The 17,955-nt window shown below is 40.3% G+C and carries 18 protein-coding genes; 17 read left to right on the forward strand and 1 reads right to left on the reverse strand.

The genetic code is table 11. The features are described 5' to 3' along the window. Positions 1–38 precede the first annotated feature (38 nt). Positions 39–1,088, reverse strand: coding sequence for a ferredoxin--NADP reductase (locus tag EHW67_RS06925; RefSeq protein WP_126161715.1), 1,050 nt, complete (start codon positions 1,086–1,088; stop codon positions 39–41). A 172-nt stretch (positions 1,089–1,260) separates the two neighbouring features. On the opposite strand from EHW67_RS06925, the gene EHW67_RS06930 reads away from it, so the two are divergent. The 17 genes from EHW67_RS06930 to EHW67_RS07010 all read left to right on the forward strand — a co-directional run bounded on the left by EHW67_RS06930 (position 1,261) and on the right by EHW67_RS07010 (position 17,955). After that, positions 1,261–2,733 (forward strand): DUF5687 family protein, encoded by a 1,473-nt coding sequence (locus EHW67_RS06930; RefSeq protein WP_126161622.1) that lies wholly within the window; start codon positions 1,261–1,263, stop codon positions 2,731–2,733. A 13-nt stretch (positions 2,734–2,746) separates the two neighbouring features. Then, complete coding sequence (locus tag EHW67_RS06935) at positions 2,747–3,442, forward strand: ABC transporter ATP-binding protein (RefSeq protein ID WP_126161623.1); 696 nt, start codon at positions 2,747–2,749, stop codon at positions 3,440–3,442. Between the two features lie 241 nt (positions 3,443–3,683). Further along, the gene (porW, locus tag EHW67_RS06940) at positions 3,684–6,227 is read left to right on the forward strand and encodes a type IX secretion system periplasmic lipoprotein PorW/SprE (RefSeq protein ID WP_126161624.1); all 2,544 of its coding nucleotides are present in this window, start codon (positions 3,684–3,686) and stop codon (positions 6,225–6,227) included. An 18-nt stretch (positions 6,228–6,245) separates the two neighbouring features. After that, positions 6,246–6,674, forward strand: a complete 429-nt coding sequence (locus EHW67_RS06945; protein ID WP_126161625.1) for a bactofilin family protein — start codon at positions 6,246–6,248, stop codon at positions 6,672–6,674. Next, entirely contained in the window at positions 6,652–6,882 is a 231-nt protein-coding gene (locus EHW67_RS06950; protein ID WP_126161626.1) for an AtpZ/AtpI family protein, read from the forward strand. The genes EHW67_RS06945 and EHW67_RS06950 overlap by 23 nt, the downstream gene beginning before the upstream one ends. Next, positions 6,882–7,274: a DUF6168 family protein gene (locus EHW67_RS20655; RefSeq protein WP_126161627.1), complete on the forward strand. Its 393-nt coding sequence runs from the start codon at positions 6,882–6,884 to the stop codon at positions 7,272–7,274. The genes EHW67_RS06950 and EHW67_RS20655 overlap by 1 nt, the downstream gene beginning before the upstream one ends. A gap of 118 nt (positions 7,275–7,392) precedes the next feature. Then, on the forward strand, positions 7,393–8,469 hold the full coding sequence (atpB, locus tag EHW67_RS06960; RefSeq protein ID WP_126161716.1) for a F0F1 ATP synthase subunit A: 1,077 nt from the start codon (positions 7,393–7,395) through the stop codon (positions 8,467–8,469). Between the two features lie 34 nt (positions 8,470–8,503). Continuing rightward, the gene (gene atpE / locus EHW67_RS06965) at positions 8,504–8,695 is read left to right on the forward strand and encodes an ATP synthase F0 subunit C (RefSeq protein WP_126161628.1); all 192 of its coding nucleotides are present in this window, start codon (positions 8,504–8,506) and stop codon (positions 8,693–8,695) included. Between the two features lie 91 nt (positions 8,696–8,786). After that, a complete protein-coding gene (locus EHW67_RS06970) occupies positions 8,787–9,287 on the forward strand; it encodes a F0F1 ATP synthase subunit B (protein WP_126161629.1) in 501 nt (166 codons plus the stop codon). 10 nt (positions 9,288–9,297) lie between these two features. Next, positions 9,298–9,837, forward strand: coding sequence for an ATP synthase F1 subunit delta (gene atpH / locus EHW67_RS06975; RefSeq protein WP_126161630.1), 540 nt, complete (start codon positions 9,298–9,300; stop codon positions 9,835–9,837). Between the two features lie 58 nt (positions 9,838–9,895). Further along, positions 9,896–11,473 (forward strand): F0F1 ATP synthase subunit alpha, encoded by a 1,578-nt coding sequence (gene atpA / locus EHW67_RS06980; protein ID WP_126161631.1) that lies wholly within the window; start codon positions 9,896–9,898, stop codon positions 11,471–11,473. 91 nt (positions 11,474–11,564) lie between these two features. Further along, entirely contained in the window at positions 11,565–12,425 is an 861-nt protein-coding gene (gene atpG / locus EHW67_RS06985) for an ATP synthase F1 subunit gamma (protein WP_126161632.1), read from the forward strand. Between the two features lie 518 nt (positions 12,426–12,943). Beyond that, positions 12,944–14,407 (forward strand): oligosaccharide flippase family protein, encoded by a 1,464-nt coding sequence (locus EHW67_RS06990; protein ID WP_126161633.1) that lies wholly within the window; start codon positions 12,944–12,946, stop codon positions 14,405–14,407. Next, positions 14,404–14,838, forward strand: a complete 435-nt coding sequence (dut, locus tag EHW67_RS06995) for a dUTP diphosphatase (RefSeq protein ID WP_126161634.1) — start codon at positions 14,404–14,406, stop codon at positions 14,836–14,838. The genes EHW67_RS06990 and dut overlap by 4 nt, the downstream gene beginning before the upstream one ends. 148 nt (positions 14,839–14,986) lie before the next feature. Next, the gene (locus tag EHW67_RS07000; protein ID WP_126161635.1) at positions 14,987–15,919 is read left to right on the forward strand and encodes a tetratricopeptide repeat protein; all 933 of its coding nucleotides are present in this window, start codon (positions 14,987–14,989) and stop codon (positions 15,917–15,919) included. Between the two features lie 4 nt (positions 15,920–15,923). Continuing rightward, positions 15,924–16,709, forward strand: a complete 786-nt coding sequence (locus EHW67_RS07005; RefSeq protein WP_126161636.1) for a DUF4292 domain-containing protein — start codon at positions 15,924–15,926, stop codon at positions 16,707–16,709. Position 16,710: 1 nt separating this feature from the next. Next, entirely contained in the window at positions 16,711–17,955 is a 1,245-nt protein-coding gene (locus EHW67_RS07010) for a murein hydrolase activator EnvC family protein (RefSeq protein WP_126161637.1), read from the forward strand.

The raw sequence follows: 17,955 nt of genomic DNA on the forward strand, positions 1-17,955 counted from the left end.
TTATTATACATCATATGTATTAACGCTCTTGTCGTAGTTTATACATCGTCATAATCTACTGTTAGGGTAGGTGTGGTAGGGTGTGCCTGACAGGTCAGGATTAACCCTTCTGCTATTTCGCCATCGGTAAGGATCTGGTTTTTGACCATATCGGCCTTACCTTCCTTAACACGTGCAATACAACTGCTACATACCCCTCCTTGGCAGGAATAGGGTGCGTCTATATTTTCCTTTAAAACGGCATCGAGGACCAAGCTGCCCTTGTCCATGGAAAGTGAGAATTCCTCGTCATCCACAATGACCTTAAGTGCTGTTTTTCCATCTGGCTTTTCTGGTAGTTCGTCCTTGATTTCAGTAGAGGTGAACAGTTCAAAGTGAATTTTATCTTCCGTAATACCCTTTTCCTTAAGGTTGTTTGTAACCAATTGGATCATGGCCTCGGGACCGCACAAGTAGTAGTCGTTGAAGTCTAAATTTTTGTGCTTGTTGTTGAGTACAAAATTTACGGTAGAAGCTTCAATACGTCCAAAAATGGATTCGTCTTCTTGGGTCTGACTCAAAATAAAATAGATATGGAACCTATTGGTGTATTCCAATTGCAGCTTCACCAAATCTGTATAAAACATGGTCTCCTTGTAAGACTTGTTACCATATACCAGAACAAAATTGTTATCCGGGTTGCTTTCCAATACTGTTTTGGCAATGCTCATGATAGGGGTTATCCCACTACCCGCGGCAAAGGCTATGATATTTTTATTGGCAGATGTAGGTTTGTATACAAACCTGCCCTCCGGTGGCATTACCTCCAATACATCCCCTACTTTTAGTTTGTTGTGGGCGTAATCTGAAAATCCCCCTCTATCCACTTTTTTTACACCTATGGTAATTCCTTCACAGGTAGGGGTGGAGCTAATAGAGTAGGCCCTTCTGAGTTCTTTTCCCTTGATTTCCTTTTTAATGGTGATGTATTGACCCGCAATAAAATTAAAAGTCTGGATCAAGTCCTTTGGTATAGTAAAGGTAATCGCTACAGAATTGGGCGTAAGTGCTTTGATCTTTTGAACGGTAAGTGGATAAAAATTGGCCATATTAAATATTTCGTGCAAAATTAAGGAAAGCTCGGACGATTTAAAACGGGAAATCAAAAAAATAAGGACGGTTTGTAACAAATAATTTAATTTAGACACTTACCAATATGATTTTCCCTATATCTGTTTTAGGATACTTTTTTACGATGGTTGGGGTAGAGCAATACATGTTATGCTGAAGCACTTTCTTAGACTGGAATGGAAGTCTTTTTTTAGATCGGCCTCTTTTAAGGCCAATATGGCCATTAAAATCGCCATGATTTTTGCGGCAATCTATTTTATGCTGGTTTTTTTGGGGTTGGGAATAGGCGCTTATTATTTTATTGAACAAAATAATTGGGGCGATCCCCTGCAGCTGGTAAATAAGTTTTTGGTCTATTATGTAGTGGCAGATCTGTACCTTAGGTATATGCTACAAAAAATGCCGGTTACCAATATAAGGCCGTTATTGTATTTACCTATAAAAAAGGATAAGGTTGTGGGATATTCCTTGGGGAAAACTATGTTCTCATTCTTCAATTGGTCCCATGCCTTCTTTTTTGTCCCTTTTTCCGTTGTATTGGTTATAAATGGCTACGCCACTGTTGGGGTAATAGGATGGCATTTAGGGATGATGGCCTTGCTGTTTTGTAATAACTTTATAAATATACTGGTCAACAATAAGGATGGCCTTTTTTACGTCCTTATTGCCTTATTTTCTGTCTTGGGCATTTGTCAATATTATGGTTTTTTCGATATAACTGTATTTACGGCCCCATTTTTTAATTCACTTTATGGGCAGCCATGGATGGCTTTCTTGGCATGGATCCTCTTGATTGCTCTCATTACCTCCTCATTCCTCTATTTTAAAAATCATATGTATTTGGATGCAGGTCTTGCGGGAAAGACCTTGGTGGCCAAAACCGAAGATTATATGTGGCTGAACCGTTTTGGTATTTTGGGAACTTTTTTAAAGAACGATATAAAGCTTATAAGAAGGAACAAGCGATCCAAAACAGCCGTCATAATGAGTGTTTTTTTTATTTTTTACGGACTGTTTTTTTTGACTGGGGGAATTGAAGCCTATGAGGGGCCTGTATGGAAAATTTTTGCCGGTATTTTTATATCCGGGGGCTTTTTGTTCAGTTTTGGTCAGTTTGTTCCAAGTTGGGACAGTTCCTATTACCCACTAATGATGAGCCAGAACATCCAATACAAGGAGTATTTGGCCTCTAAGTGGTATTTAATGGTAATAGCAACTTTGGTAAGCACTATTTTGGCCTCCTTTTATATCTATTTTGGATGGGACACCTATATGGCAGTCCTTGTGGGGGCTGTATACAATATAGGTGTAAATTCCTATTTGGTACTATGGGGCGGGGCGTATATTAAAACCCCAATAGACCTTAGCTCCAATAAAAAGGCTTTTGGGGATAAACAGGCCTTTAATGCCAAAACATTGATGCTGACCTTGCCGAAACTTATTTTGCCCCTTGGTTTTTATGCCCTAGGGCATTACTGGGTTAGTCCAAGTGCAGGCTACCTTTTTGTTGCCTTGGCCGGGGTTTTGGGTTTTGCCTTTAAAAACAAGGTTTTTGGCTTGATAGAGGAAATCTATAAAAAAGAAAAATACAAGACTTTGGCCGCTTACAAGCAAAAGCCATAAAAGAAACACGTTTATGATTACAGCTCACAATTTAACCAAAGTATACAATTCTGTAGCGGTTTTGAATATAGACAACCTGGAGATCCCCAAAGGACAGAGTTTTGGTTTGGTAGGTAATAATGGCGCGGGGAAGACCACCTTTTTTAGTTTAATGCTAGATCTTATTCAGCCCAGCTCTGGATGTATAAACAACAATGGGGTGCAGGTAGATCTGAGCGAGGCTTGGAAACCATTTACTGCCGCCTTTATTGATGAATCGTTTTTAATAGGATATTTAACTGCAGAAGAATACTTCTATTTCATAGGGGAATTAAGGGGCAGGAATAAGGCCGATGTGGATCAATTGTTATCAGGGTTTAAAGACTTTTTTCATGGAGAGATTCTGGGTCAGAAGAAGTATCTCAGGGACCTGTCCAAGGGAAATCAGAAAAAGGTTGGCATTGTTGCCACCTTTATAGGCGATCCGGAGGTAATTATATTGGATGAGCCCTTTGCCAACTTGGATCCCACCACCCAGATAAGGTTAAAAACCATCATAAAAGACCTGGTAGCCAAAAAGGAGGTAACCGTTTTGGTATCTAGCCATGACCTAAGTCACGTTACGGAGGTTTGTGAGCGCATTGTGGTCCTCCATAAAGGGGAGGTGGTCAAGGATATACAGACCTCTGCCCAAACCTTAAAAGAATTGGAAGTTTTTTTTGGGAGATAAATAGTTGGCATAGGAAGGTCATTACAGGCCAACATATAATTAAATGCTCCCTTTAGGGTCTTTATGCATCTTTGTAATGGGCGACAAGGAGACCTAGACAATTGCTTTGGTATAGTGCTTTATTATTTTTGCATGGTCGGAAATGGAATAGCCCCAACCAAAAATATTCCTGTATTTATAGACCAACTACATAATAATCCGACAGATTTTAAGTTAAGGTTACGTACGAATACATAGAATTTTGAAGCTTCGCAATACACTTATTTTAACTTTTGCTTTTGGAGGGTTGGTCTTTAATGCCTGTTCTACGAAGAAAGACGCCATGTTAAACCGTAACTGGCACGCCCTAAACACCAAATTTAATACCTTGTACAATGGCAATATTGCCTTTGAGGAAGGGCGTGAAGGGCTCAATGCTGTCTACCAGGACAATTATTGGGACATTTTGCCAGTAGAACGTTTGGAGGTAACCGATGATATTAAACTTGATTCCGAGGACAACAACCCCAATTTCCTTATTGCCGAAGAAAAGGCAACCAAAGCCATACAAAAACACAGTATGGATATTAAGGATGAGGAGAGAAATCCCCAGACCGATGAAGCTTTTTTGTTATTGGGGAAGGCCAGGTATTTTGATCAACGCTACATTCCGGCTCTGGAGTCCTTTAATTACATACTTCATAAATATACGCAGAGCGATAAGCTGAACGAGGCTACTATTTGGAGGGAAAAGGTAAATATTCGTTTAGAAAACGAGGAGCTGGCCCTTAAGAACCTTAAGCGCTTATTAAAACAAGAGTACTTAAGCGATCAGGAGTACGCCGATGCCCGCTCCATGATGGGGCAGGCCTATATAAACCTAAAAATAGCCGATACCGCCATTCAGCAGTTGAAAATTGCTTCGGCCTATACCAAGAAAAACCCTGAAAAAGGTCGGTATTATTACATTATTGGTCAATTGTACCATCAATTGGGGTATAAGGATAGTGCCAATTACGCTTTTGATAAGGTAATTGCCTTAAATAGAAAATCGCCCAGAGTGTATATGATAAATGCACATTTGCAGAAAATTCAGAATATAGAACTTACCGATGCCAATAGGGAGGAAGTGTACGAGTATCTGGTAGACTTGGAGGAGGATAGGGAAAACAGGCCTTTCTTGGACAAAATTTACCGCCAACTGGCAGAATTCCACAGGGAGAGCCAAAACGATAGTCTTGCAGTGGTGTACTATAATAAATCTCTCAGGGCCACAGTGAACATGCCACATTTAAATGCGCTGAATTACGAAAATCTGGCGATATATAATTTTGATAGGAACAACTATAAGATTTCCGGGGCTTACTACGATAGTGTATTGCCCAACTTAAAGGAGAACAGCAAAAAGTATAGGGCGGTAAAAAAGAAATTGGACAATTTGGAGGATGTTATTAAATATGAGGAAGTAGCCCAGTATACCGACAGTGTTATTAGCTTGTATGAATTTTCCATTGATGATAGGATTAAGTACTTTGAGAACCATATAGCCCAACTAAAATCCCAGGCCGAGAAGGAGAAAAAGAGGGAGGAAGGAATGGCCAATGCCGGTTTTGCGGCATTTGGCAAAACTAAGGGGGGTAAGGAAAACAAAGGAAAATTCTATTTTTATAATATTACGACCCTAGGATATGGCAAAAGCGATTTTAGGACCAGATGGGGCAAGCGCAACTTGGAGGATGACTGGAGATGGTCCAATAAGAACAAGGCACAGAACTTGGATTTAGCAGAGAATAATGTAGCGGGGGCCACCGTACAAAATGCCGTAGCAGCAGGGGAGGACCAGAAATTCAGCCTTGATTTTTATCTCAACCAAATACCTACCGATGCCAAATTGATAGATAGCCTAAGGAAAGAGCGAAATTTTGCCAATTATCAGTTGGGTTTAATCTATAAGGAAAAATTTAAGGAGAACCTCCTGGCAAGCGCCAAATTGGAAAATGTTCTGCAGTCTGATCCTGAAGAGCGATTGGTTATTCCTTCAAAATACAATCTTTATAAGATATATCAGGAAACACAGAGTCCGTTGGCCACGGAAATGAAGTATGACATCATTAAAAACCACCCGGAGTCCAGGTATGCCGAAATACTATTAAACCCACAGGCTGTATTAACGGGAAGCGCAGACAGTCCGGATGCCAAATATGTGCGATTGTATAAAATGTTTCAAAACCAGGAATTTTTAAAGGTTATTACCGGGGCAGAGGAACAAATTAACAAGTACACCGGCGATCCCATTGTGCCAAAATTTGAAATGCTAAAGGCCAACGCAATTGGTAGGTTACAGGGCTTTGAGGACTTTAAGGAAGCCTTAAATTATGTAGCCTTGAATTATCCCAACAATCCAGAAGGTAAAAAAGCACAGTCCATGGTAGCTGAACAATTGCCAAAATTGGAATCCAAAGCTTTTATTGTGGAGACTGGTGTGCAGGGGGCAGGAAACTGGAAGGTAGTATTCCCATTAAAGATTAGGGACAACAAAAAGGCGCTCAGACTAAAGGAGCTTTTGGAGAAATCCATAAAAGAACTTAAGTATAGGAATAAAGTGTCCAAGGATATCTATAATCTTGAGGATCAGTTTGTAGTGGTGCATGGGTTTAAATCCAAGGATTTTGCTCTAGGGTATGCAGAATTAATAAAAAACAATAAGGATTACAGGATCGATGACGAGAATTTCGTAATTTTATCGGCCAACTATAAAACAATACAAGTACATAAAAATTTAATGGAATACAGAGCCCAACAATAACCCCAAAATCCAAGAACAATGTTTTCAGACAACAAAAAACCTCGTGTTATGACAGAATTAGGTGGACAGCCCAATAGAATTGAGAAAAACACCAAAATAAAAGGTGATATTATATCCGAAGCCGATTTTAGGATTGATGGTAAGTTGGATGGTAATGTTAAGACTTCGGGAAAGGTGGTCATTGGGATAGATGGTTATATCCACGGTAAAGTGGAGTGTGTAAATGCCGATATAGAAGGTAATTTTAATGGGGAATTGATCGTTGCCGATTTGTTGTCCCTAAAATCTTCTGCTTTTATAGAGGGTACGGTTAGTGTTGCTAAATTGGCCGTGGAGCCCGGAGCAACCTTTAACGCCTCCTGTACAATGAGGGGCAAGGACGCTAAAACGGGCAGCGCCACATCCAAAAATTCAGTGACTGCGAATGAGTCAGCAAAAGCCTCCTAATAAGAACAATGGCCTTAAAAATGCCGCCATACTCTCTGGTATAGCGCTGGAAATGGGTGGGATAATATTTTTATCTGCCCAAGGCGGAAAATGGCTGGACACCTATTTTGAAATGGAGTCCAAAACCTTTGTTATTATTCTTACCCTGCTTGGTGTCGCCATTTCAATTTATTTGGTGCTACAGCAATTGAAACGCATTAAGTATTAATGTCCAAATATAATTTTCTTTTTTCTTTCTATTTCTCCTTGGGACTGGTTTGCTTACTGGTCTTTGGTGTTCACATCCTGGTATTGTATCTTTTGGGGTTACCACTCTTTGGGTATATGATGGTGCAGGCCTATCTTCTTAATGTATTTTTGGCCATTGTAATTTTTTCTTTTCTGTTTCTGTTCCGGGTGAAGTGGAAAGATCAGATCGGCTTTCTTTTTTTGGGAGGCAGTATGCTCAAGTTTGTATTTTTTTTCATCTTTTTTTATCCTGTTTACAAGAGTGACGGACAGATGGAAACCATGGAGTTCATTTCGTTTTTTATTCCCTATCTAGTCTGTCTGTTATTAGAGACACTTTTTACGGCTAAAATGTTAAATAGCAAGTCTTAAGGCCTATTTCCATATTCGTTTTCTTGAAAGCTTTAAAATAAACCAATTAATGCTTTTTTCTTTTTGATTTAAAAGCGTACATTTGCACGGATTTTTTGAGACCGATATTTTAAGCGATATGCAAAAACCATTTTACGTTAAAGTTCTTTTAGTTGTTACACTTCTTTTGGGTGTCAATGCTTTCGCAGGGGGAAATGACCCTTCAACCGGCGATGAAAAAGAAAGTCTAAAAAGTGAAATCAAGGAATTTATTGGGCACCACTTGTTGGACTCCCATGATTTTACGCTTTTTACCATAGATGAGGAGAAAAACGAGCACGTAGGTTTTCCGCTACCCGTAATTCTTTGGGATGATGGCTTAAAGGTTTTCTCTTCCGCAAAATTCCACCATGGTGAATCTGTTGCTGAGGTAGACGGTAATTACTACGCTCTTTATCACGGAAAGATAGTGAAGACCGATGCTGAGGGTACCATTAATTATGATGAGGATCACCACGCTACCAATGAAAAGCCATTGGATTTTTCCATAACCAAGAATGTTGTCTTTATCTTTTTGGTGGCACTTCTAATGTTGGTTCTTTTTGGTAAAATGGCCAAGTCGTACAAGACCAGCTCCTTGCCAAAGGGTGTGGGGCGTTTATTGGAGCCTATTGTATTGTATGTGCGTGATGATATTGCTATTCCAAATATTGGAAAGAAACACTACAAGAAGTACATGAGTTATTTGTTGACCGTGTTTTTCTTTATATGGATCATTAACCTTTTAGGGCTTACGCCTTTAGGGGTGAACGTTACCAATAACATTGCGGTAACTTTTGCTTTGGCCATACTTACCTATTTGATAACTACTTTTACGGCCAATAAGAATTACTGGAAGCATATTTTCTGGATGCCGGATGTGCCTGTGTTTATGAAGGTGGTTTTGGCGCCCATAGAGCTATTGGGGACCTTTATTAAGCCTTTCTCGTTAATGATTCGTTTGTATGCAAACATTACGGCAGGCCACGTAGTATTGATGAGTATTTTGGGAATGATGTTTATCTTCAAGAACTGGATAGGAAGTCCGTTGTCATTTGGTTTGGCCTTTGCGCTTTCTTTGTTGGAGTTGTTGGTGGCGGCCTTGCAGGCTTATATTTTTACAATGTTGTCGGCGCTGTATTTTGGTTCTGCCGTTGAAGAGCATCATGATCATTAATAAATTGAATGTTTAATAATTAATTATATATTTTATGGAAATCCCAACTATTGTAGGAGCTGGTTTGATCGTTATCGGTGCTGGTTTAGGTATTGGTAAAATTGGTGGGTCCGCTATGGATGCCATCGCTCGTCAGCCAGAGGCTTCAGGTAAGATCCAAACAGCAATGTTGATTGCTGCGGCACTTATTGAAGGTATTGGTTTTGCTGCTCTTTTTGCGGCCTAATCGAACAAAGCAAAGAAACAGCTATAACGGTTGGTTATAGCTGTTCTTTTCCCATTAAAAGTTAAACATATACATTTCATATATTTAGAACATGGAAAAATTAATAGAGCAGTTTTCATTTGGATTGTTTTTTTGGCAATTGTTTTTGTTTATAGGATTGCTTCTTTTGTTGCGCAAATTTGCTTGGAAGCCTATACTTGATGCAGTTGAGAATAGGGAAAGCGGAATTAAGGATGCCTTGGAGGCAGCGGAAAATGCCAAAAAGGAAATGCAAAATGTTACTGCCGATAGCGAGCGTCTTTTGCAGGAGGCACGTGTTGAGCGTGAGTCAATGATCAAGGAGGCACGTGAAATGAAAGATAAGATCGTTGCCGATGCAAAGGATTTGGCCCAGTCCGAAGCCGATAAGATGATCAAGCAGGCCCAAACAGCTATTGAGAGTGAGAAGAAGGCTGCTATGGCCGATATCAAGAACGAGGTGGCTACACTTTCTCTGGAAATTGCAGAAAAGGTGATAAAAGGTCAGTTTTCGGACAAGGGCAAGCAATTGCAGTTGGTAGAGGAAATGGTAGGTGATATCAAGCTAAATTAAGGATTGGGATATGAACGAATCTAGAGCAGCAGTAAGATACGCAAAAGCAATTTTGGACTTGGCGGTAGAGAAAAAGGCTACCGAAGAGGTGGAAAAGGACGTTAGAAATATTGTTTCCACTATAGCCAACAGCCCAGAGTTGAGGGAGATGCTTGGGAGTCCGGTTCTAAAAGGAGCGGATAAGAAAAGTGCCCTATTGGAAATTTTTAAGGGAAGTAGCGCTATCACTGAGGGGCTTATAAATGTGTTGATAGAAAATAAGCGTATTTCTATTTTAAATGATGTTGCCGAGAAGTTCATTATTTTAAATGAAGCACGTAAAGGTCAGGATGTGGCCATGGTTACTACGGCAGTACCTTTGAGTGCTGATCTGGAAAAGAAAATATTGGGTCAGGTGGTTAAGTTGACCGGTAAGGAATCCACTATACAGAACAAGGTGGATGAGAGTATCATTGCTGGGTTTATTTTAAGGGTAGGGGATTTGCAGTATGATGCAAGCGTTGCCAATAAATTAAGCAGTTTAAAAAGAGAGTTTACAAATAGTCTATAAATAATTTTTTTGGGCGACCTTGGTTATCAATGGGGTCCTAATCTTATATCTATAACAAATGGCAGGAGTAAAAGCCGCTGAAGTATCAGCAATATTAAAAAAGCAGTTATCGGGGTTTGAAGCATCAGCTTCATTAAACGAGGTAGGTACCGTTCTACAAGTTGGTGATGGTATCGCTAGGGTCTACGGACTGTCCAACGTTCAATATGGAGAGTTGGTTGAGTTTGAAGGTGGACTTCAAGGTATCGTTCTAAACTTGGAAGAAGATAATGTTGGTGTGGTATTGTTGAGTCCATCCAGAAATGTAAAGGAAGGATCTGTTGTAAAACGTACCCAGACCATTGCTTCCATAAAAGTGGGTGAAGGTATTGTAGGGCGTGTTGTAGATACGTTGGGGGCACCTATTGACGGTAAAGGTCCCATCACTGGTGAACTATACGAACTACCCTTGGAGCGTAAAGCACCAGGTGTTGTTTTCCGTCAGCCGGTAAACGAGCCATTGCAAACAGGAATCAAGGCAATTGATGCCATGATTCCTGTAGGTAGAGGTCAAAGGGAGTTGGTTATTGGTGACCGTCAGACCGGAAAGACTACTGTTTGTGTAGATACTATCTTGAATCAAAAGGAATTTTATGATGCAGGAGAGCCTGTATACTGTATATATGTTGCCATAGGTCAAAAGGCCTCTACGGTAGCCAACATCGCCAAGACATTGGAAGATGCAGGAGCTTTGGCCTATACTACTATTGTAGCCGCCAATGCTTCGGATCCTGCTTCAATGCAGGTATATGCACCTTTTGCCGGAGCGGCCATTGGTGAATACTTTAGGGATACCGGTAGACCTGCATTGATTATTTATGATGATTTGTCCAAGCAGGCAGTTGCTTACCGTGAAATTTCTTTGTTGTTAAGAAGACCACCGGGACGTGAGGCGTATCCTGGGGATGTATTCTATCTTCACTCAAGATTATTGGAGCGTTCCGCAAAGGTTATTGCCGATGACAGCATTGCTAAGAATATGAACGATTTGCCAGACGCTTTAAAGCCAATGGTAAAAGGAGGGGGTTCCTTAACGGCCTTACCTATCATTGAGACCCAAGCAGGGGATGTATCTGCTTATATCCCAACAAACGTAATTTCTATTACGGACGGGCAGATCTTCTTGACCCAAGACTTGTTTAACCAAGGGGTGCGTCCTGCGATTAATGTGGGTATTTCGGTATCCCGTGTAGGAGGTAGTGCCCAGATAAAATCAATGAAAAAAGTAGCTGGTACCCTTAAGTTGGACCAGGCCCAGTTCCGTGAATTGGAGGCTTTCGCCAAATTTGGTTCTGATTTGGATGCTGCTACCTTGAACGTTATTGAGAAAGGACGTAGAAACGTTGAAATATTAAAGCAGGCACAGAACGATCCTTATACGGTAGAGGATCAGGTGGCTATTATATATGCGGGATCAAAGAACTTGTTAAGCAAGGTTCCTGTTGAAAAGGTTAAAGAGTTTGAAAGGGATTATATTGAATTCTTGAATGCCAAGCACCGTGATATATTGGATCTACTTAAGGCCGGGAAATTAACCGATGAGGTTATAGATGTTTTGACCTCTGTGGCTAAAGATTTATCCGCAAAATATAATTAAGCTTAGGGTGTAGAAAGTGGGATAGGCGACGTTTTTGAACATTGCTTTAAAATTATTCCCAGCTCCAAACCCTTAATTCAGAATTAGAAAAATGGCCAATTTAAAAGAAATACGTAATAGAATTGCTTCGGTATCTTCGACTATGCAGATTACCAGTGCCATGAAAATGGTATCGGCTGCTAAGTTGAAAAAGGCACAGGATGCCATTACCGCTATGCGCCCATATTCTGATAAGTTATCGGAATTGCTACAAGGGCTTAGCGCTAGTTTGGATGCTGATTCCGGAAGTAAATTTGCAGATAATCGCGAAGTAAATAAGGTGTTAATTGTTGCCATTACCTCCAATCGTGGTCTTTGTGGTGCTTTTAATTCCAATATTATAAAGCAATGTAACCTTTTGGCCAAGGAAACTTATGCTGGCAAAGAGGTAGATTTCGTGGCTATTGGTAAAAAGGCAGATGATGCCTTGGCTAGAAAGAATAATGTAATAGCCAACCATAGTGGTGTATATGACGACCTAAGCTTTGATAATGTGGCAACTATCGCGGAAGAGCTTATGGATTTGTTTTCTGCCGGTGATTATGATAAGATCGAAATAGTCTACAACAAGTTTAAAAATGCGGCTACCCAGATCGTAATGACAGAGCAATTTTTGCCTATTGTTCCTATGGAAGGAGAGGTTAATGTTGCTGCCGATTATATTTTTGAGCCTTCTAAGGAGGAGATCGTGGAAGAATTGATCCCTAAATCCTTAAAGACCCAATTGTACAAAGGTGTTCGTGATTCCTTTGCGAGTGAACACGGTGCCCGTATGACGGCAATGCACAAGGCAACGGACAATGCGACCGAATTGAGAGATCAGTTGAAGCTTACCTACAACAAAGCAAGACAGGCAGCCATTACAGGTGAGATCTTGGAAATTGTTGGCGGTGCAGAAGCGTTGAACAATTAAAAAACTGTTGGTTTTTAAGTTGGTCAGCTTCGAAGGGATTAACATTTGGGCGTAGCGGTAGCGGAGCCAAATTCACTAATTCAGAGCCCCTGAACAATTAAAAAACTGTTGGTTTTTAAGTTGGTCAGCTTCAAAGGGATTAACAATTGGGCGTAGCGGTAGCGGAGCCAAATTCACTAATTCAGAGGCCCTGAACAATTAAAAAACTGTTGGTTTTTAAGTTGGTCAGCTTCGAAGGGATTAACAATTGGGCGTAGCGGTAGCGGAGCCAAATTCATAAATTCAGAAGCGTTGAACAATTAAGTAGTAGCTATATTTCCTTTTTTGGAAAAAAATATAATGCCCCACAGAAATGTGGGGTTTTTTTGTGCGGTGGTTTTTGGGTAAGTGGTAGGCGGCAGCAGGGGTTTCCAATGGGGCAATAGATGGTTTACTGTGCTATTTTCCAAATAAGCTATTTAACTATCTTTGTCAACATTATTTAATTGCCTAATTTTAAAGCTAATTCATAGATTTCTTTGAATCCACTTAAAAAACTATTTAAACAGACCTTTATCTATGGCTTGGCTACCGTGTTGCCTCGGATGCTATCTTTTCTTTTAACGCCTCTATATGTCAGTGTTCTCCCTACCGATGGGTATGGGGAAGTTTCCATTATTTTTGCTTGGTTTGCTATTTTCAATGTGCTGCTGGCTTATGGTATGGAAACGGCTTTTTTCCGTTTTTACCACGATGCCTCTTTAAACAAGAAAACTGTGGTGACCACCTCCTTATTATCCATAGGGGCTTCTTCCTTTACTTTTTTGCTGTTGGCTTTTATGTTTAGAGGAGCTATTTCAGCTATCAGTGACATAGATCCACAATTTATCACCTATGCAATATTGATACTTGTTTTGGATGCTTTGGTAATAATTCCCTTTTCGTGGTTGCGGGCCAATGAGAAGCCTATGCGGTATGCTTTGGTGAAGATTGCCAATGTGGTAATCAACCTTGGGTTGAATGGTTTTTTCCTAATAGCTCTTCCTATAATGGTGGAAAGCAATCCAGAAGCTCTTTTAAGTGGGCTGTATAGGCCTAACTTTGAAATCTCATATATATTCATTTCCATGCTAATTGCTAGTGGTACAACGCTTTTATTGATGTTGCGCCTCTATTTAAGAAGGCCCTATGTTTTTGACAGGGATATATGGACCAGCATGATAAAGTATGCTGCCCCTGTTTTAATTGCGGGTATCGCCTTTACAATCAACGAAGTATTTGATCGAATTATGCTGGATTGGCTTTTGCCAAATGATATTGCGGAAAGTGAAATAGGGAAATATTCTGCCTGTTATAAACTATCGGTTTTTATGACTTTGTTTGCAACAGCCTTTAGAATGGGGATAGAACCCTTTTTCTTTAGTCACTCCAATTCCGAAAACCCCCAAAAGGCCTATGCGCAGATAACCAACTATTTTGTGATTTTAGGTAGTGTTATTTTGCTCTGTGTGGTGGTCTATGCCGATATTATAAAACTGTTCTTGGTTCCCAATTCGGACTATTGGGAGGCCATGTCCATAGTGCCATTGGTGGTTCTGGCCAGCTTTTGTTTGGGGATTTATCACAACCTATCGGTTTGGTACAAGGTAACCGATCGAACAAAATTTGGCGCCTATATTTCAATTATCGGTGCCGTACTGACTATCATTATCAATTTTGTCTTTATTCCGTATTTTGGGTACATGGCCTCGGCCGTGGCTACTCTGGTGGCCTATGCTTCTATGGTGATGCTTTCTTTCTATTTTGGAAGAATGTATTACCCAATTCCGTATAATCAAAGAAAAATAGTCTTCTACTTATTTTTTTCCATTCTGTTTTCCATGCTGTCTTTTTATGTTTTTAATCGTAATTTGATTATTGGCAGTATCTTTGTTATACTATTTTTTGGAATGGTGTATAAGTTGGAAAGCGATAGACTCAAACAAATATTTTTAAGAAAATGACCATAAAGATCATCAATAAATCGTCCCACGCCCTACCTGGTTATGAGACCTTGGCTTCCGCTGGGATGGATTTAAGGGCCAATCTTACCCAATCTGTGGTATTGCAGCCCATGGAAAGAACTATTATCAAAACCGGACTTTTTTTGGAACTTCCTATAGGCTTTGAGGCACAGGTAAGGCCTAGGAGTGGTTTAGCGGCAAAAAAAGGAATAACCGTACTCAATGCTCCCGGCACAATTGATGCCGATTATAGAGGTGAGGTGGGGGTAATTCTGATTAATCTTTCCAATGAGGCATTTACCATTGAAAATGGGGAACGGATAGCCCAAATGGTCATAGCCAAGCACGAAAGAGCCGATTGGATCGCTGTGGGAGAGCTCTCGGAGACTTCTAGGGGTGAAGGTGGATTTGGGAGTACAGGGGTTAAATAAACAATTAGTTCCAAATGTACTGAAGCTCCTAGGCTTACTTTGGTTGGGAGGGTTTTTGTGAAGCCTTAAACATGGCTGGCCATTACGTTTTGGTACAGTTTTGGTTTGAGGTATGGGAGCCTATTTAGGTAAAGGGATTAATTATGATATGAATAGACGTGTTCAGATATTGTTTTGGGTCTTGGGATTAATTATGCTCCCTGCGGATTACTATGCCCAGGAAAATGGGATACCTGAAACGGAGAGTTCAGAAGTCTTTTTAGAGGAATATACCGATGAGTTTCAAGAAAAGTTTTTTGCTGCATTACAGCAAAAGAGCATAGGAAACTATGACAGGGCCATAAATCTTTTTTTGGAGTGTAAGCAATTGGAGCCGGGAAATGCGGTTTTGGATCACGAATTGGCAAGATCTTATTTGGCCTCCAAACAATTTGTATTGGCGCAACAATATGGTATCGCTGCCGTAGCGGCCAAACCAGAGGATTATTGGGTGTTGCATACATTGGTGGATATTATGAAGGGTCAAGGTGGCTCAGTAGAAGGCGTAAAGGCAAGGATTCCATTTGATGACCGTGTTTTAAAAGAAAACTTGTCGCTGATATATTATCGAGAGGGGAATTATGAAGAGGCTTTAAAAATACTTAACGGTATGCAGCGTTCGGAATTTGCTCGGGAACTAAGTATGAAGATCAATGATTCCTTACAGCTTGGCAAGTCGGCAGCGCCAGAAAAGGAAAACTTGGAACCAGCGGCCGTAGAGGATAATCCTATGGAGCACTACATATCCATAATATCCAATTTGCTGGCCAAAGAGGATTTAAAACGCGCGGCAGCGGTTAGCGCCGAGGCCCTGGAAAACTTTCCCCTACAGCCCTATTTTTATTATTCATCGGGTTTGGTTCTTAGCAGGGAACAGAAATATGGGGAGGCAATCGACATTTTGGAATCTGGTTTGGAATTTCTTCTGGAAGATGTGGATCTGGCAAATAAAATATACAAGGAGTTGGCCGATGCTAACAAGGCTTTGGGAAATTCTTCCAAGGCAAATATGTATCTTAGTAAAATAAAATCGGGCTTATAAGGCTATGAAATACGGTATTAAAAAATATTATAATTGCGCAGTGCTTTTCGCTTTTTTTATAACGGTGGTGTCCTGTAAAAGTACTAGCCTGCTAAAGAGTGGTGCAGTAGATGAAAATATGACAGCAAAGGCGGTCATTAGGAACCATTATTACTCGCACATTAATTTTAAGACCTTAAGTGGCAGGATGAAAATTGATTATTCGGATGGCAATGCTACACAAAGTGTTAGCGTAAGTGTTAGAATGGAAAAGGACAAGGCAATTTGGCTAAGTGCTCCATTGGGCATAGTCAAGGCCTACATTACACCGGAAAGGGTCTCTTTCTACAATAAATTGGACAATGAATTTTTTGATGGGGATTTCTCCTATTTAAGTGATCTGTTGGGAACCGAACTGGACTTTAGTAAGGTGCAAAACCTCCTATTGGGAGATGCTTTGTTCGATTTAAGAGATGGGAAATATACCGTGGATATTGCTAACGATAACTACTTGCTAAAACCTAAAAAAGCAGGAGACTTATTTAAAACCTTGTTTCAGGTAGAGCCCTTGAACTACAAAATGGCTACCCAACAATTGGCCCAGCCTTGGGAAAAACGTATGCTGGAAATTAATTATAATAACTATCAGAAGGTAAACAAATGGATACTGCCCAGTGAGATTTCCATTGTGGCTATTGATGGTGGGCAAACTAATAATATTAAGGTAGAATTTAGAAATATGGAGTTTAATAGGGCTTTGAATTTTCCATATAATATACCAAATGGTTTTAAAGAAATTGTATTAAATTAATATGAGAGGTAACCATTCGTATGTTATTTATATTGTGTTGTTTGCGTTCATGTTGTGTGGCGGTGGAATACTGGCGCAAACTAGTGAGCAGAAAGCACTGGAGTCCAAACGGGAGCAACTTCAAAAGGAAATAGCTGAAATAAATAGGCTATTGTTTGCCGAGAAAAAAGAAAAGGGAAATGTCTTGGATCAGATGGAGGCCATGGACCAAAAGATCAATGTGCGCCAACAGCTGATTAGGGTTACCAATCAGCAATCCAATTTGCTCAACAGACAGATCAATACCAATATAAGAAACATTGGTAAGCTAAGAAACGACCTTGCTTTTTTAAAGGAAGAGTACGGGACCATGATCCAGAAATCCTATCAAAACAAATCCGGACAAAGTAGATTGATGTTCCTATTGTCTTCGGAGAATTTTCTTCAGGCTTTTAAGCGATTTCAATACATGAAACAATATACCCAATACCGTAAGGAGCAGGGAGAGCAAATTGTGTTAAAAACCGAGGAACTTACCAAATTGAACAAGGACCTGTCTCAACAAAGAAAGGAGAAGGATAAATTGGTGGCCGAAAATACACGTATAAAAAATCAGCTTTATAAAGAAATCCAATCTCAGAAGGATTTGCTTAAAAGTATAAGGCAGAACGAGAGCAAATATGCTGCGGCCATAAAGAAAAAGAAACAGGAGGCCAAGAGGATAGACCAACAAATAGAAAGGTTGATTCGCTCTGCCATTGCTGCGTCCAATAAGGCAGCCGGAAAATCAACGGCAAGTAGTGCTGCAAGTAGCAGCAAATTTGTTCTTACCCCGGAAGCCACCATTGTGGCCAATAATTTCTCCGCCAATAAAGGGAAACTCATATGGCCGGTGGAAAAAGGGATTAAAAGGCAGGGTTTTGGTATCTATAGCGATGCGGTCTACCCTGGAATAAAGCACCAAAGCAATGGTGTAATCATTGCTACGGACGAGGGCTCCAAGGCTAGGGCAATTTTTGAAGGGGAGGTCATAGCCATTCTCTCTGTGCCAGGAGGAAACAAGGGGGTTCAGATAAAGCACGGTAATTATATTAGTACCTATTACAATCTTTCCAGAGTTTATGTCAAGAAAGGGGACAAGGTGGGGACCAAGGCAGATTTGGGGGATATCCATACCAGCAAGGCCAATGGTACCACCCAGCTAAAATTTTATCTTTACAAGGATACTACCAGGCTTAATCCGGAAGAATGGATATATCAATTATAA

This window comes from Arenibacter aquaticus (genome assembly GCF_003957295.1).
Classification (GTDB): domain Bacteria; phylum Bacteroidota; class Bacteroidia; order Flavobacteriales; family Flavobacteriaceae; genus Arenibacter; species Arenibacter aquaticus.